The 14,371-nt window shown below is 60.5% G+C and carries 14 protein-coding genes and 1 tRNA gene; 2 read left to right on the top strand and 13 right to left on the bottom strand.

The features are described from left to right. Positions 1 to 28: 28 nt before the first annotated feature. The 5 genes from AF71_RS22375 to tesB all read right to left on the bottom strand — a co-directional run bounded on the left by AF71_RS22375 (position 29) and on the right by tesB (position 6,647). Complete coding sequence (locus AF71_RS22375; RefSeq protein ID WP_025658123.1) at positions 29 to 700, bottom strand: outer membrane lipoprotein carrier protein LolA; 672 nt, start codon at positions 698 to 700, stop codon at positions 29 to 31. A 136-nt stretch (positions 701 to 836) separates the two neighbouring features. Then, a complete protein-coding gene (locus tag AF71_RS22380) occupies positions 837 to 3,497 on the bottom strand; it encodes a DNA translocase FtsK (RefSeq protein ID WP_026371600.1) in 2,661 nt (886 codons plus the stop codon). Between the two features lie 241 nt (positions 3,498 to 3,738). Next, on the bottom strand, positions 3,739 to 5,172 hold the full coding sequence (locus AF71_RS22385) for an ammonium transporter (protein WP_018855839.1): 1,434 nt from the start codon (positions 5,170 to 5,172) through the stop codon (positions 3,739 to 3,741). Between the two features lie 28 nt (positions 5,173 to 5,200). Further along, positions 5,201 to 5,551: a P-II family nitrogen regulator gene (locus tag AF71_RS22390; protein ID WP_018855840.1), complete on the bottom strand. Its 351-nt coding sequence runs from the start codon at positions 5,549 to 5,551 to the stop codon at positions 5,201 to 5,203. Between the two features lie 211 nt (positions 5,552 to 5,762). Then, a complete protein-coding gene (gene tesB / locus AF71_RS22395; protein ID WP_018855841.1) occupies positions 5,763 to 6,647 on the bottom strand; it encodes an acyl-CoA thioesterase II in 885 nt (294 codons plus the stop codon). Positions 6,648 to 6,700: 53 nt separating this feature from the next. Between tesB and AF71_RS22400 the strand changes: the two genes are divergently transcribed. Continuing rightward, complete coding sequence (locus AF71_RS22400; protein WP_348644147.1) at positions 6,701 to 7,948, top strand: ubiquinone biosynthesis hydroxylase; 1,248 nt, start codon at positions 6,701 to 6,703, stop codon at positions 7,946 to 7,948. Here AF71_RS22400 and AF71_RS22405 read toward each other — a convergent pair whose 3' ends face one another. From AF71_RS22405 to AF71_RS22420, 4 genes are all read right to left on the bottom strand, one after another. Beyond that, on the bottom strand, positions 7,949 to 8,137 hold the full coding sequence (locus AF71_RS22405) for a Trm112 family protein (protein WP_007794429.1): 189 nt from the start codon (positions 8,135 to 8,137) through the stop codon (positions 7,949 to 7,951). It abuts the gene before it with no gap. A 9-nt stretch (positions 8,138 to 8,146) separates the two neighbouring features. After that, positions 8,147 to 8,812, bottom strand: a complete 666-nt coding sequence (locus AF71_RS22410) for an LON peptidase substrate-binding domain-containing protein (RefSeq protein WP_018855843.1) — start codon at positions 8,810 to 8,812, stop codon at positions 8,147 to 8,149. A gap of 112 nt (positions 8,813 to 8,924) precedes the next feature. After that, positions 8,925 to 9,890 carry a thioredoxin gene (gene trxA / locus AF71_RS22415; RefSeq protein WP_113469718.1) on the bottom strand — a complete coding sequence of 322 codons (966 nt, stop codon included), beginning with the start codon at positions 9,888 to 9,890 and terminating at the stop codon, positions 8,925 to 8,927. Positions 9,891 to 9,943: 53 nt separating this feature from the next. Next, on the bottom strand, positions 9,944 to 10,453 hold the full coding sequence (locus AF71_RS22420) for a prolyl-tRNA synthetase associated domain-containing protein (RefSeq protein ID WP_113469744.1): 510 nt from the start codon (positions 10,451 to 10,453) through the stop codon (positions 9,944 to 9,946). A gap of 253 nt (positions 10,454 to 10,706) precedes the next feature. On the opposite strand from AF71_RS22420, the gene AF71_RS22425 reads away from it, so the two are divergent. Beyond that, positions 10,707 to 10,781 (top strand) — tRNA-Gly (locus tag AF71_RS22425). 173 nt (positions 10,782 to 10,954) lie between these two features. On the opposite strand, the gene AF71_RS22430 is transcribed toward AF71_RS22425, so the two are convergent. The 4 genes from AF71_RS22430 to pdxA all read right to left on the bottom strand — a co-directional run bounded on the left by AF71_RS22430 (position 10,955) and on the right by pdxA (position 14,363). After that, entirely contained in the window at positions 10,955 to 11,128 is a 174-nt protein-coding gene (locus tag AF71_RS22430; protein WP_162745720.1) for a hypothetical protein, read from the bottom strand. A 115-nt stretch (positions 11,129 to 11,243) separates the two neighbouring features. After that, a complete protein-coding gene (locus AF71_RS22435; protein WP_169683152.1) occupies positions 11,244 to 12,293 on the bottom strand; it encodes an Ldh family oxidoreductase in 1,050 nt (349 codons plus the stop codon). A gap of 37 nt (positions 12,294 to 12,330) precedes the next feature. Further along, a complete protein-coding gene (locus AF71_RS22440) occupies positions 12,331 to 13,296 on the bottom strand; it encodes a hydroxyacid dehydrogenase (protein ID WP_018855848.1) in 966 nt (321 codons plus the stop codon). 77 nt (positions 13,297 to 13,373) lie between these two features. After that, positions 13,374 to 14,363 (bottom strand): 4-hydroxythreonine-4-phosphate dehydrogenase PdxA, encoded by a 990-nt coding sequence (gene pdxA, locus AF71_RS22445; RefSeq protein WP_018855849.1) that lies wholly within the window; start codon positions 14,361 to 14,363, stop codon positions 13,374 to 13,376. Between the last annotated feature and the right edge of the window lie 8 nt (positions 14,364 to 14,371).

Consider the following 14,371-nt stretch of genomic DNA (forward strand, 5'->3'; position numbering starts at 1 on the left):
AGGCGTTCTTCTCATAAAACAGCTGAAATCAATCTCGGTAAGCGGCCGTTCCCGGGATCACTTCATAGGGCACCCTGAACACCTTGTCGTCGAACTGGACGCCCGTCTTGACGTTGAACACCATCACCGAGGTGTCCTTGCCTTGGTTGTCGGTAATCGTCCACTGGCGGAGATCGTAGGTCTTCGGGTCGAACATCATCGTAATTGTCGAGTTACCGAAGATCGTGTTGTTGCCAAGGGCGATCGTCGTCAGGTCGGACTCCTGCTTCACGCTCTTCACCGAGCCGGCCGAGAGATCGATCCGTTGCGCCAGCAGCAGGCTGAGCGGCGTCTTCGACAATGGGTAGAGATCCCACGTCTTGAGCTTCATATTTCCAACAGCAACGTTCTTGCCGTCCGCGATGACACGGATCGGTGACGGATTGTCATAGTTGAAGCGCAGTTTGCCGGGGCGCTGAATGTAGAACTTTCCGCCGGTCTGCTCGCCACGCGGGCCGAATTGAACGAATTCGCCCTGCATCGTAGCGACGCTCGAAAAGTGATCCGCGATCGCCTGCGCGGTGCTGGCACCTGAAGCAGCGGATGCCGCTTGCGCATAGGCAGCAATCGGAATCGCAGATGCCGCAGCGGCGGCCAGCGAGCCGAGAAGATGGCGCCGGCTCAGCGAGATGCGATCCAAGATGGAATCGGAGTTGTTCATCTATGTCTCCTTTATGCAATTCGAATGCTGCGGAAACGCGGCGCCTTCATGGCGTAGTTCGCAGACCTGCATAAACTAACGGTTTCAGCGCGATCAGGTTTCCGTGATCCCGGCATCATTTTGATTGCTGTCGACCTCAACGGTCGAGAATATCGTCTTCGGTCGGAACCAGGATCTCGCGTTTTCCAGCATGGTTGGCGGGACCGATGATGCCTTCCTGCTCCATCCGCTCGATCAGTGATGCGGCGCGGTTGTATCCAATGCCAAGTCTACGCTGAATATACGACGTTGACGCCTTTCCGTCACGCAGAACGATGGCGACAGCCTGGTCGTACGGATCGTCGGAATCGGAGAGATTGGACGTCCCTGCCGGACCGCCGCCGTAGTCGCCGTCTTCGTCGTCATCGGCGGTGATGGCGTCGAGATATTGCGGCGAGCCTTGAGTCTTCAGATAGGAAACGATCTCCTCCACTTCCATATCGGCAACGAACGGACCATGGACGCGCTGAATGCGCCCGCCGCCGGCCATATAGAGCATGTCGCCCATGCCGAGGAGTTGCTCGGCGCCCTGCTCTCCGAGGATGGTGCGGCTGTCAATCTTCGACGTCACCTGGAAGGAAATGCGCGTCGGGAAGTTTGCCTTGATCGTGCCCGTGATGACATCGACGGACGGACGCTGGGTCGCCATGATGACGTGGATGCCGGCCGCGCGTGCCATCTGCGCCAGGCGCTGCACAGCACCTTCGATATCCTTGCCGGCGACCATCATCAGGTCGGCCATCTCGTCGATAATGACGACGATGTAAGGCATGGGCTGCAGGTCGAACTCTTCCGTCTCGTACATCGCTTCGCCGGTATGGCGGTCGAAACCGGTCTGGACGGTGCGCGAGATCACCTCGCCCTTGGCAAGCGCCTGCTCGACGCGGCTGTTGAAGCCGTCGATATTGCGGACGCCGATCTTCGACATCTTCTTGTAGCGCTCTTCCATCTCGCGGACGGTCCACTTGAGCGCAACGACTGCCTTCTTCGGATCCGTCACAACAGGCGAGAGAAGGTGCGGAATGCCGTCGTAGACGGACAATTCGAGCATCTTCGGATCGATCATGATCAGGCGGCACTGCTCCGGCGTCATGCGGTAGAGCAGTGACAGGATCATGGTGTTGATGGCGACCGACTTACCGGAACCGGTCGTACCGGCAACCAGCAAGTGCGGCATCTTCGCCAGATCAGCAATCACGGCCTCGCCGCCGATCGTCTTGCCGAGCGCCATGGCAAGCTTGGCCTTGGAGCCCTCGAAGTCACGGGAAGCGATGAGTTCACGCAGATAGACGGTTTCGCGCGTGGAGTTCGGCAGTTCGATGCCGATCGCGTTGCGACCCGGCACGACGGCGACGCGGGCAGCGATCGCGCTCATCGAACGGGCAATATCGTCGGCAAGGCCTATGACGCGAGACGACTTGATGCCAGGCGCAGGTTCCAGTTCGTAAAGCGTGACGACCGGACCGGGACGAACGTGGATGATCTCGCCCTTGACGCCGAAATCCTCGAGCACGCCCTCGAGCATGCGCGCATTCTGTTCCAGCGCGTCGGCAGATAGTGTTGAATCTCGCACGACATTCTTCGGTTCCGCGAGAAGGTGCATCGACGGAAGCTGGAAGCCCTCGGGACGAATGAACGATCCCTGCTGCTCCCGTTCGAGACGCGCACCAGGTTTCGGCCGCGCCGGAGGCTGCACGACGCGCGGTTCCGCGCGCCCGGTCGCCTTGGCCGGCGCGCGAATCATCCAGTCATCGTCATCAGGCAGGATATCGGCCGGCCGCGGCGGCATGTCGTCGAACGGCAGATCGTCGTCATCGTCATCATTGTTCAACGAAATGGACGGCGTAGAAACAATGCGGCGCTGCGAGGCAGCGCGCGGCTCCATTGATGGCTCCATGCGATCGCCGCGCCCGGCCGGCGCCTTTGCGCGAACCGGTTCGTTCAGCTTGCCAAACTCGTCGTCGTTGAAGTCGTACGGCGACTCGAAATCATCCTGCCGGCGCTTGCGCGGACCCATGCCGAGCAGCCGGCGCATTCGGGCCTGGCTCATGTACCAGGCGTGCGTCAGCGCACCGAAGGCAAGCCAGCCGCCTTCATCGTCATCTTCATCTTCGTCGCCGACCGAGCGCAGCTTGGAGCGAGTGCTTGCGTAGGCTTCCTCGGCCTCCTCTTCATCGTCCTCGCTGCGACCGACGATGCCGGCAGCAAACAGCATCATCCAGACGGTCGGGACAGCGAACACGCAACCGACGGCGGTCGCAAAAGCGCCCGTCGGATAGGCACCGACGAACAAGGCAGGAAACCGCAGGATCATATCGCCAATAACGCCGCCGATGCCATTCGGGATCGGCCAGGTGAGTGGTGGCGGGAAGCAGCCAATAACGGCGGAGGAGAGCACGGAACCCAAGCCCCAAGCTGCGGCGCGCGCGGGAATGCGGCTGAAACGCCTGCCTGAGATCAGAGCGAGAGCCCAAGCGACAACCGGCAGAAGCGCCACGACACTGGCCAGGCCAAAGAATTGCATGGCGATGTCGGCGAACGCGGCGCCGCCATAACCCAGGATGTTCGTCGGTTGGTTCCCGGTCGCATAGGAATAGCTCGGGTCCGCGACGTTCCAGGTCGCGAGCGCTGCGACCGCCAATGCGAGCAGCAGGAAGATGGCGAAGCCAAAAAGGGTCTGCGCCTGCCGGAACATGAAACCCGAGAGGGAAAAACGGTCCGGCCGGCCATCCATTGCTGGCGATGTGCTTCTTGCCATGTGTGTACCCGTCCAATGCGTGAGAGCGTTCGAATCGCCAAGCGTCTGCGCTCAGTACCTTCGCCCCACCTAATCAGAGGACAGTTAAAGCGGTATTAACCATGCCGCCCCCACATCTTGCAGCGGAAAATAAAAAAGCCCGAACCTATGGAGGTCCGGGCCAAGAGCGGTCTATTCGGATGAATAGGCCGCGACGGGCTGTTCAGCGGCGCCGGCTTGCGCCAGCGCCGCAATGCCTTGATTACGCGTGGTAAGCGGCTTCGCCGTGGGTCGAAAGGTCGAGACCTTCGCGCTCGGCTTCGACAGAGACGCGCAGACCGATAACGACATCAACGATCTTGTAGAGGATCAGGGAACCGATACCCGACCATGCGATCGTTGTCAGGACGCCCTTCAGCTGAGCGAAGACCTGCGTCGCCGTGCCCGGATAGCCGGCGGCGAAATCGGCCGTCGAGTAATCGACAATGCCTGCGCCGCCGAGTGCCGGGTTGACCAGGATACCGGTGCCGATGGCGCCGAGGATACCACCGATGCAGTGAACACCGAAGACATCGAGCGAGTCGTCGTAGTTGAACTTGTTCTTCACGACGTCAACGAAGAAGTAGCAGACCGGCGAGACGATGAGGCCGAGAACGATCGAACCCATTGGGCCGGCGAAGCCAGCTGCCGGGGTAACGGCAACGAGACCAGCGACAGCGCCCGAAGCTGCACCGAGCATTGAAGCCTTGCCGCGGGTGAAGTTTTCAACGAGGCACCAGGACACAGCGGCAGCAGCCGTTGCGACAAAGGTGTTGATCATCGCGAGCGAGGCGTAGGCATTTGCTTCGAGGTTCGATCCGGCATTGAAGCCGAACCAGCCGACCCACAGAAGCGAAGCACCGACCATCGTGAGGGTCATGGAGTGCGGTGCCATGATTTCCTTCTTATAGCCCGTGCGCTTGCCGAGCATGATGGCGCCGATCAGACCGGCAATACCGGCATTGATGTGGACGACCGTGCCGCCGGCGAAGTCGAGCGCTCCGTAGGAGAAGATCAGGCCAGACGGCGAAGTGTAGGAGCTTGGGCCACCCCAGAACCAGACCATGTGTGCCATCGGGAAGTAGACGAAAGTGACCCACAGAACCACGAACAGCATGACGGCCGAGAACTTGATGCGCTCGGCAAAGGCGCCGACGATCAGGGCTGGCGTGATGCAGGCGAAGGTCATCTGGAAGCAAACGAAGGTCAGCTCGGGAATTGCAACGCCCTTCGTAAAGGTCTCTGACAGGGTGGTCGTGTCGACGCCTGCAAGGAATGCCTTCGAGAAGCCGCCGACGAAGCTGTTGAGCGAACCGCCGTCCGTAAAGGCCAGCGAATAGCCGTAGGTAACCCAGATGATCATGACCACGGCCGTGATCATGAAGACCTGCATGAGAACGGAAAGCATGTTCTTGGCGCGGACGAGGCCACCGTAGAAAAGGGCGAGGCCCGGAATTGTCATCAGCAGGACAAGCACGGTGGAGATGAGCATCCACGTGTTGTCACCCTTGTCGACCGTCATCGCAGGAGCAGCAGCGGCGGCAGCAGGCGCAGCCGTCGTGGCGGCATCCTGCGCGAAGGCGGCGACCGGCGCGAGCAGCGCGGCAGACGCAGCAGCAAGCCGCGCATATGTGGAGGAAAATTTCGAGATTGACATTGAAAGAGGCTCCCTTGCTCTGCCGCTCTTACAGCGCTTCTGTGTCGGTTTCGCCGGTGCGGATGCGCACGGCATGGTCGATCGAATAAACGAAGATCTTGCCATCGCCGATCTGGCCGGTCTTGGCGGATGACACGATGGCCTCAACGGCCTTGTCGACGAGTTCGGAAGCAACCGCGATTTCGATCTTGAGCTTCGGCAGGAAGCTCACCGCATATTCCGTGCCGCGATAAATCTCAGTATGCCCCTTCTGGCGCCCGTAGCCCTTCACTTCGGTCACGGTCAGGCCCTGGATGCCGATCGCCGTGAGGGCTTCGCGCACCTCGTCCAGCTTGAACGGCTTGATAATGGCCATCACAATTTTCATCTGGTTTCCCATCCTTCGTTATCCTCGGCGCGGAGCCGACTCTCCTTGCCGCTGACGTTCACGAACAGCGACCGGGGATATACATTCAAGGAGCGTGCCAGATTCCCACGAGGAAGCTAACATATTGAAATATAATGGTTATATAAAGCGGCACTAATAAACAGGCAAATGACTGCCCAATAATCGCTCAAAAAATACCCAAATGAACAAATGTGCCTACATTTTATTCATTTGCCCTTTTACGAATCAGCCCCTCCTGCGCCACCGACGCAATCAGGGTACCGTCCCTCGTAAACAAGCTACCGCGAGTGAGGCCCCTCGCGCCGGAAGCCGAAGGACTGTCCTGCGTATAAAGAAGCCAATCGTCGAGTTTGGTTGGCCGATGGAACCACATCGAGTGATCGAGGCTCGCAACCTGGATCGTCTGATCGAAGATCGACGTTCCATGCGGATAAAGCGATGTGTCGAGCAGGGTCATGTCGGAAAGATAAGCCAGGATCGCCGCCTGATAATAGCGATCGTCGGGAACCGGCCCCGTCGCCCGCACCCAGACATGCTGAACCGGATCGAGCTTCTCATCCGAGAAATAATGCGTCAGCGAGATCGGCCGGATCTCGATCGGCCGTTCACGCTCCCAATATTTGCGAATCGGTGCCGGCGCGTTGGCAAGAAACTGTGCTGCGATCTGCCGTTCATCGAGCAGCTTCTCAGGAGCGGGAACATCCGGCATGAGGATCTGGTGGCCGAAGCCGGGCTCCTCGATCTGGAATGAGGCAGAGAGAGCGAATATCGCCTCTCCATGCTGGATGGCGACGGCGCGGCGTGTATTGAAACTCGACCCATCGCGAATCCGCTCGACCTGATAGACGATCGGCACCGAAGGATCGCCAGGGCGCATGAAATAGGCGTGCAGCGAATGTACAATGCGGTCGCGCGCCACCGTGCGCTGTGCTGCCATCAGCGCCTGCGCGATCACCTGACCGCCAAAAACACGCTGCCAACCAACCTGCGGGCTGCGTCCACGAAAGATGTCGACCTCGATCGGTTCAAGGTCCAGCGTGGAAAGCAGCGTCTCCATCGCAGTCGGTTTTTCGGTGTCACGCGTCATTTTGTATAGCTCCGGACGGTAGGAAGTGCGGCAGCGATGATCTATATAGATCAATACGATATTCACAAGAAACGGAACGGAACTCCATGCGGGACATGCTGGTTGTAGGCGCGGGTTATGTCGGTCTTTCCGCGGCCGTAGCGGTCAAGCAGGCAGCACCTCATCTCGATATCGTGGTCGTCGAGGCAGCACCTGCGGGCGTCTGGCAGAAGGACATGCGTGCCTCGGCGATTATCGCCGCCGCCACCCGGATGCTCGAGGTTTTCGGCATCTGGGATGAGATCGAGCCCGAGGCGCAGCCGATCACCAAGATGATCGTTACCGATTCGAAAACCGCAGATCCCGTACGGCCGGTTTTCCTGACCTTCGATGGCGAAGTGGAGGATGGACGGCCCTTCGCGCACATGATTTCGAATGTCACGCTCGTCCGGGCGCTGCGGGGCGCATGCGAGCGTCTTGGCATCGAAATTCGCCACGGCTTCAGCGCAACCGGCCTCTCCGTGGAAGATGCGCACGCAACCGTCACGGCCTCGGATGGCAGCGTGTTGGAAGCCCGACTTGTTGTCGCCTGCGACGGCGTCCGCTCACACTTGAGGGATCTGGCAGGCATCAAGACCGTGTCCTGGGACTATGGTCAGTCGGGAATTGTCACGACGGTCGAGCATGAGCGTCCGCATCACGGCTGCGCCGAAGAGCATTTCCTTCCGTCTGGCCCGTTTGCGATCCTGCCGCTGAAAGGAAACCGCTCTTCGCTCGTCTGGACGGAGCCAACGCCGGAAGCAAACCGTCTGGTCACGTCCGACGATCTCATCTTTGAAGAGGAACTGGAGCGCCGCTTCGGTCACAAGCTTGGCACGTTGAGAACTGTCGGTGACAAGCGCGCCTTCCCGCTCGGATTGACGCTGGCGCGGGCGTTCGTCGCTCCGCGTGTGGCGCTCGCCGGCGATGCGGCTCACGGCATCCATCCGATTTCCGGCCAGGGCCTGAACCTCGGCTTCAAGGATGTCGCAGCCCTTGCCGAAACCGTTGTCGAGGCCGACCGGCTTGGCCTTGATATCGGCTCGATCAACATTCTCGAGCGCTATCAGGCATGGCGCCGCTTTGACACCTTCCGTATGGGCGTCACGACCGATGTACTCAATCGGCTCTTTTCGAATGACCTGGCGCCGCTGCGCATCGCCCGCGATTTCGGCCTCGGCATCGTCGATCGGCTTCCCGGCCTGAAGTCGTTCTTCATCGGCCAGGCGGCCGGCACCACAGCCAAGGACAATCCTCGCCTGCTCGCAGGACAGACGATCTAGTCAGTCGTCCAGTCCACGGGCCTCCGAGACCAGCATGATCGGAATGCCATCACGGATCGGATAGGCGAGGCGCGCCTTCTCCGACACGAGTTCATTGTGCTCGCGGTCATATGTTAGCCGACCCTTTGTCAGGGGGCATACCAACAGTTCGAGAAGCTTCGGATCAACGCGGCTGAGTTTTTCGTCCATGAATCCGTTTTACTGCAGAACGGTGTCCGAGTCACCGAAGACACGCGCCAGCACGATCTCGGTGATCGCGATCAGCGTTTCCGCTCGTGTCTTTAGGTCGGGCGCCTCCAGGAGCGCCTGCTTCTCGGCAGGCCCGAAGGGTGACATCATTGCCAGCGAATTGACGAGCGTCAGGTTGCTGGCGCGCTCGACGCTTTCCCAATCGGCCTCGAGCTTGTTTGCATCGAGATAGGCCTTGAACGCAGCCAGAAGCGCGGCGCGATCGACAGCGTCCTCCTCATCGCGTGCCGAGAGATCGGCAATGAACGGTGCTATGCGGAAGGTCCGGAACGGATTGTGCGTCTCGCGCTCCTCTAGAAGGCGAAAACGGCAGATGCCGGTGAGGGAAACGATGTAGCGACCATCCCCTGTTTCGGCGAAGGATGTAATGCGTCCAAGGCAGCCAACCGGGGCCAGAACCTCGCCCTGCCCTTCCTGGTCCCCCAACGCGGGCTGGACCATGCCGATCAGTCGATTTCCCGACAAAGCGGCGTCGAACATCGCGAGATAACGCGGCTCGAAGATATTGAGGGGTAGCTGGCCTGTGGGCAACAGAAGCGCACCGCCAAGCGGAAAGACAGCGATCGTATCGGGCAGATCACCGGGCTTTAAGTATCGTGCATTCCCCACTTGCATAGAGACTGGTCCTGCGTCACCCGCGGGCGCGACAGGATGCGCCCGCACAATCGGGAATGTGGGGCCCGCCCCCGAAAACGCAAGGGCGGGCGATCAAAACTTGAAGCCCGAATTACGAAAATAGCATGGCCGAGAGCTTGCGCCGTGCCGAAACCGTCGCAGGATCCTTGAAGCCCCAGACGTCGAAGAACTGCAGCAGTTGCCGGCGAGCGCCATCGTCGTCGAAAGCGCGGTCCTTGCGCATGATATAAAGCAGATGCTCTGCCGATTCTTCGCGCCGACCCTCGACGTTGCGGATTTTGGCAAGCTTCAGGCGGGCCTCATGATCGTCGGGATTTCGCGCTAGGTCCTGCTCCAGAGCGACGGGATCACCAAGCTTGCGCGCCTCCTCGATCTGATCGAGCTTCTTCGATACAGCCTGGATCGCCGGGTCCTTCGCCATCTCCTCAGGCAGGTCAGTCAGCGCCTCGCGCGCACGCTCGTGCTGGTTTGCGGCAATCATGCATTCGGCCATTCCCGCCAAAGCCTTCGCATTCTCGGGATCGGCCTGCATGACGGCGCCGTAAAGCTGTGCGGCACCATTGATATCGCCCGATGCCAACAACTCGTTCGCCTCCTTGAGGACGCCTTCGATTTCGGCCGCCTGGTCGGCGCCGGCCGGACCGGCGATCCGATCGATGAACTGGTTGATCTGGCTCTCCGGCACAGCGCCCATGAAACCATCGGCGGGACGACCGCCGACGAAGGCGATTACGGCCGGAATCGACTGGATACCAAGCTGGCCTGCGATCGACGGATGATCATCGATGTTCATCTTGACCAGCTTGACGCGCCCTTGCGCTTCATTGACGACCTTTTCCAGCACTGGGGTCAGCTGTTTGCAGGGACCACACCACGGTGCCCAGAAATCGACCAGAACCGGCTGGTTGCGCGATTCCTCGATGACATCCTTCGCGAAATTCGCGGTCGTCGTATCCTTGATGTAACCGCCCGCGCCCGCAGCCGGGGCCGCCCCGTAATTCGCCGTTGCCGTCATCTGGCCAAAGGAATTGCTGTAAGGATTGTCGTTGCCGCTCATGGATATCTCCCGCCGTGCCGGTCAGCCGGCTTTTCTAGCGCTAAAATCGTATGTCAGGACGTCACTTTCAAGACAAGCGGCTTGTGTCCCGTCGCTTCCATAAAGCGAATAAGATCTCCGCTTGCAATCGAAGTCGTGGCATCATTGGACAGTGGGTGGCAATTGATGATCTCGTCCTTCATCAGATCGGTATCGAGAACGAACGTCACATTTCCACCGGTGTCATTGATGGCCCCAAAAGCCGTGACCGAACCGGGCGCGACCCCAAGATACTCCATCAGCCTTTCCGGCTTTCCGAAGGAGACCTTGCTGGCGGCGCCGATCAGCGTGTGCACCGTCTTCAGATCTACAGTCGCATTTTCTTCAACCGTCAGCAGGAAGAACTGATCCTTTTTGTCTTTGACGAAGAGGTTTTTCGTGTGGCCGCCGGGGATCTCGTCACGCAGTGCGACCGATTCGGCAACCGTAAAGACAGGCGCATGGTTTTTGGTGCTGTGCTTGATATCCAAGCCATCAAGAAAGGCAAAAAGGTCGTCTCTCGTCTTCGGCGTCTCGTCGGTCATCGGAAAATCCATGCGGTCGGGAAAGTGGATGCATGCCTGATTACGTCCCGCCATCATCTTTTGCAACGCTCCCGGTCGACGCTTTGCCCTGCATTTGCGGCACTTCCGATGTCTCCGAACGAGGCCGGCAAATTTTTCTTCGAATTTCCGTCATTTCCCTGTTGCATTTGAAAATCGTTTGGGCGATATAGCGCCCGTCGCCGCAAGGTGGCGCCCACGGTCCTCACAACTACCCCGGACCGATGCGGATTGAGCGGGTGTAGCTCAGGGGTAGAGCACAACCTTGCCAAGGTTGGGGTCGAGGGTTCAAATCCCTTCGCCCGCTCCAAATTTCCTTCTAACAAGTGATCTTTTTTCAGGCTTTGGCCTGACGATCGCTTGTGTTTTCAAGACATTAGAAATGCGTGCTGGGGCTTGGCGAGATCGCCGGGCAACAAAAAACCGACGTTCGGCCGCGCCAAAGTCGTCGGTTCTCGGATCTCGAAAAACGGCCAGCGGAATTTAGTTGCGAGGCGATGTCCAGGCATCCTCCGCGCCTTTCTTGGTCGGGGCGGTTTCGCGCTCGTCACCACGCTCGGCATTGCCGCGATCCGCTTCACCTTGCCGGTCGGCGATGTAGGGTGCGAGCATTTGCTCCAAATGAGCTGCGGTCAGACCTGCTGCAAAACTTCTCACCTCATCCCTCCGACTGTTTACGCTTTGTAAACACTTAGCGGCTGTGAGCGGTGATCGAAACGGCTCGATCGAACTCTCCACGTGCTTTTGTTCAGGATGAGCGTTGGCCCCGAAGCTAGGGCATTGCGACGCCGAGCCGCTCGGCATGGGACGCGAGCGATGCCATGATGTTGGAGTGCAGGGCGACCCCATCCGCCAGGGCAGAGCGTTTGCGCGCCAGGCCGTTTTCCCCGGGCAGCCGAACGCGGGCAACGCCGGGTCGCGGCGGATTGCTGCGACACGCATCGGCGAGCCAGCCGGTCTGCCGCAGAAAGGCATCGCGACCCCCAAATGCGTCAGGATCGAAAACCTGGACGGTGACAGCAGCATTGGTACCCTTCAGCCTGTCGACGCGGCCAAGCCCTGAAAGACCTTGGGTGAAGGCTTCGACATGAAGCGCCATGCCATAGCCCTTCTGGCCATGATCGAGCCCTCCGACCGGCATAAGCGTGCCACCGCGTTCGATCACTCGCGGATCACGGCTGGGCTCGCCGTTCTCGTCCATCAGCCACGCATGATCATATTGTCGGCCCTCGCGGACCAGACGTTGCGCCATGTTGACCGTCGTGATCGAGGCGCTGATATCGATCAGGATCGGATCGCCGGGCGTCGGAATGCCATGGGCGACGGGATTCGGCGTGTAGATGCCCTTTCGCCCGCCGAAGGGCGCGACCTGCGCCCCCGATGGACTGGAACTCGCGATGCTGACCATATAGCCGCGATCGGTCGCGATGGTGAGATATGCGGCAAGGCAACCGATGTGATGGCTGTCGGCGATTGCGATCGTCGCCGTGCCGTAGGTCGCCGCACGCTCGCAGGCAAGCTTCACCGCCTCCGATGTCAGCCAGGCACCGGGCAGGCGCTGCCCCTGCCACGCAATGGCCGGCCCGCGGTCGGAGACCACCTCCGGCAGACCTTCGCGCTTCATCACGCCATCGGCGATACTTTGGAGATACCAGCCGGCCAATGCCAAACCATGCGTCGTGTGTCCCATCAGATCGGCTTCGAGGAGATAGTGGGCGACGGCGGCCGCTTTCTCCTCCTCGAGCCCGGCAGCGGCAAACACCGCCCGTGCAAATTGGCGCAGCCTATCTGGCGCGTAGCGGATGTCGGATGTCTCGCCCATGGCTTACTCCATTATTTGCCGGCACCGGGCCGCCGGGTCAGCGCGCCAGAAAGCGCGGGTGAAGCGTCACACCGTCGAGCGCGGCAAGCACGTTCTCGGCCGACATGATGGAAACGGCGCGTTTCGCGTCGAGCGTCACGCCCGCGACATGTGGCGTGACGAGCGTGTTCGAAAGCTCTAACAGGGGATTGTCGATGCCCGGCGGCTCGACGGCGAAACTGTCGAGACCGGCTCCGGCGAGGTGCCCATCTTCGAGGGCAGCGACCAATGCCTTCTCATCGACGACTTCGCCCCGCGCCGTGTTGATCAGGAACGCACCTTGTTTCATCAGGCCGATGCGGCGGGCGTCGATCAGGTCTTGCGTCTCAGGTGTCAACGGACAGTGCAAACTGACGATATCGGAGTCCGCAAGAAGCGTATCGAGATCTGTTTCGCGGCTGACCTCATCGCCAAAGGCGCTGTCCGGCGCGTGCGGATCGAAGGCTGAGACGGTCATGCCGATCGCGCCGGCCATTTTCGCCAGCGTCTGGCCGATGAAGCCGAAACCGACGAGGCCAAGCCGCTGGCCGCGCAGCTCGCGTCCCTTGTACTGGTTCTTGTCCCAGATGCCGTCCCGGATCAGCGCGTCCTGGCGCGGCAGATCCTTGACCAGCGCCATGATCAGCGCGAGCGCATGCTCGGCAACGGAGTGCCCGTTGCTGCCCGTAGCCATCGACACCGGAATGCCGAGCGCAGTGGCTGCCTTCACATCGATGTCATTCGTCCCGACGCCGTGCTTGGCGATGTGCCGGAGCTTTCCGCCCGCCTGCATTTCCTCCGAACTAAGAAGATCGGCCAGCAATCGCACGATGACGGCATCCGGTCGGTGGGCCTTCATTGTTTCGATAACGGCTTGCCGGTCGATATAGGGCGGTGTGGCAATGACGCTTGCTCCGGCCTCTTCCAGAAGCGAGCGACCTTCCGGCGCCAGTTCGCCACCGAGAATGACAACAGTCTTTTCCATCGCTCATTTCCTCCAACGAGCAAAGCGGCAGGCGGCGCAACGCTGCGCCGCTGACAATGCAACAAGCACCCGAAGCGTTAAGCCGCCCGTCGGCGTGGAGACCGCGCCATCAGCCGCGCATAGGCAATGGCCGAGAGCATATTCACGTGGTTGGCCTTGCCCGTTCCGGCAATATCGAAGGCCGTCCCGTGGTCGACCGACACGCGATCGATCGGCAAGCCGAGCGAGACGTTGACCGCCGTGTCGAAGGCAATGAGCTTGATCGGGATATGGCCTTGATCGTGATACTGCGCGATGACGAGATCGAAGGCGCCGTTATAGGCACGGGCAAAGACCGTATCCGCCGAGATCGGACCAACGACATCGATCCCCTTCGCCTGCGCCAGCTCGACGGCCGGGGCTAGGAACTCGGTATCCTCGGTGCCAAACAGACCGTTTTCGCCGCAGTGCGGATTGAGGCCCGCGACCGCAATGCGCGCCTTCTTGCCAAGGCGCATGAAGTGGTTGTGGCCTGCCTCGATCGTCGCCAGCACGCGCTCGGTCCTCGCGCGCTCGATCGCGCCCTTCAGCGAAATATGGGTCGAGACATGGATGGTGTTCAGCCGCTCCGAGGCGAGCAGCATGAACGAGCTCTTGGAGCCCGTCAGGTGCGCCAGCAGGCCGGTGTGACCATCATAGTGGTGGCCAGCAAGGTTCATTGCTTCCTTATTGATCGGCGCGGTGACGATGACATCGGCGTCGCCCGACATCGCAAGATCGACCGCGCGGCTGATGTAGCGAACCGAGGCATCGCCCGCCACGGGGCTCACCTTGCCGATCTCCGGTAACGGTGCGCCGAGGTCCACCTCGTCGACGGCAATCTTGCCGGCGACCGCTGCATCCGCCGGCGCAAAGGAAAGTCCGGTTGCTGCCGTTCGATTGGCGCGCTCGAGCGCCTCCGTGTTACCGACGATGACGAAATCGCGCCGCTCCTGTTCCGGCATCGTGGCGAGCGCCTTGACGATCACCTCGGGGCCGACGCCCGCCGGATCGCCGAGCGTCACGGCGACTTTCGCATTTCTGTCCATCACTCACG

It is taken from the genome of Rhizobium sp. 57MFTsu3.2, from assembly GCF_012932765.1.
Taxonomy (GTDB): Bacteria; Pseudomonadota; Alphaproteobacteria; order Rhizobiales; family Rhizobiaceae; genus Rhizobium; species Rhizobium altiplani.

Bases quoted from the DNA above. Each gene is read 5' to 3' on its own strand.
- AF71_RS22375 (WP_025658123.1), bottom strand. From the start codon at position 700: ATGAACAACTCCGATTCCATCTTGGATCGCATCTCGCTGAGCCGGCGC.
- AF71_RS22380 (WP_026371600.1), bottom strand. From the start codon at position 3,497: ATGGCAAGAAGCACATCGCCAGCAATGGATGGCCGGCCGGACCGTTTT.
- AF71_RS22385 (WP_018855839.1), bottom strand. From the start codon at position 5,172: ATGTCAATCTCGAAATTTTCCTCCACATATGCGCGGCTTGCTGCTGCG.
- AF71_RS22390 (WP_018855840.1), bottom strand. From the start codon at position 5,551: ATGGGAAACCAGATGAAAATTGTGATGGCCATTATCAAGCCGTTCAAG.
- tesB (WP_018855841.1), bottom strand. From the start codon at position 6,647: ATGACGCGTGACACCGAAAAACCGACTGCGATGGAGACGCTGCTTTCC.
- AF71_RS22405 (WP_007794429.1), bottom strand. From the start codon at position 8,137: ATGGACGAAAAACTCAGCCGCGTTGATCCGAAGCTTCTCGAACTGTTG.
- AF71_RS22410 (WP_018855843.1), bottom strand. From the start codon at position 8,812: ATGCAAGTGGGGAATGCACGATACTTAAAGCCCGGTGATCTGCCCGAT.
- trxA (WP_113469718.1), bottom strand. From the start codon at position 9,890: ATGAGCGGCAACGACAATCCTTACAGCAATTCCTTTGGCCAGATGACG.
- AF71_RS22420 (WP_113469744.1), bottom strand. From the start codon at position 10,453: ATGACCGACGAGACGCCGAAGACGAGAGACGACCTTTTTGCCTTTCTT.
- AF71_RS22435 (WP_169683152.1), bottom strand. From the start codon at position 12,293: ATGGGCGAGACATCCGACATCCGCTACGCGCCAGATAGGCTGCGCCAA.
- AF71_RS22440 (WP_018855848.1), bottom strand. From the start codon at position 13,296: ATGGAAAAGACTGTTGTCATTCTCGGTGGCGAACTGGCGCCGGAAGGT.
- pdxA (WP_018855849.1), bottom strand. From the start codon at position 14,363: ATGGACAGAAATGCGAAAGTCGCCGTGACGCTCGGCGATCCGGCGGGC.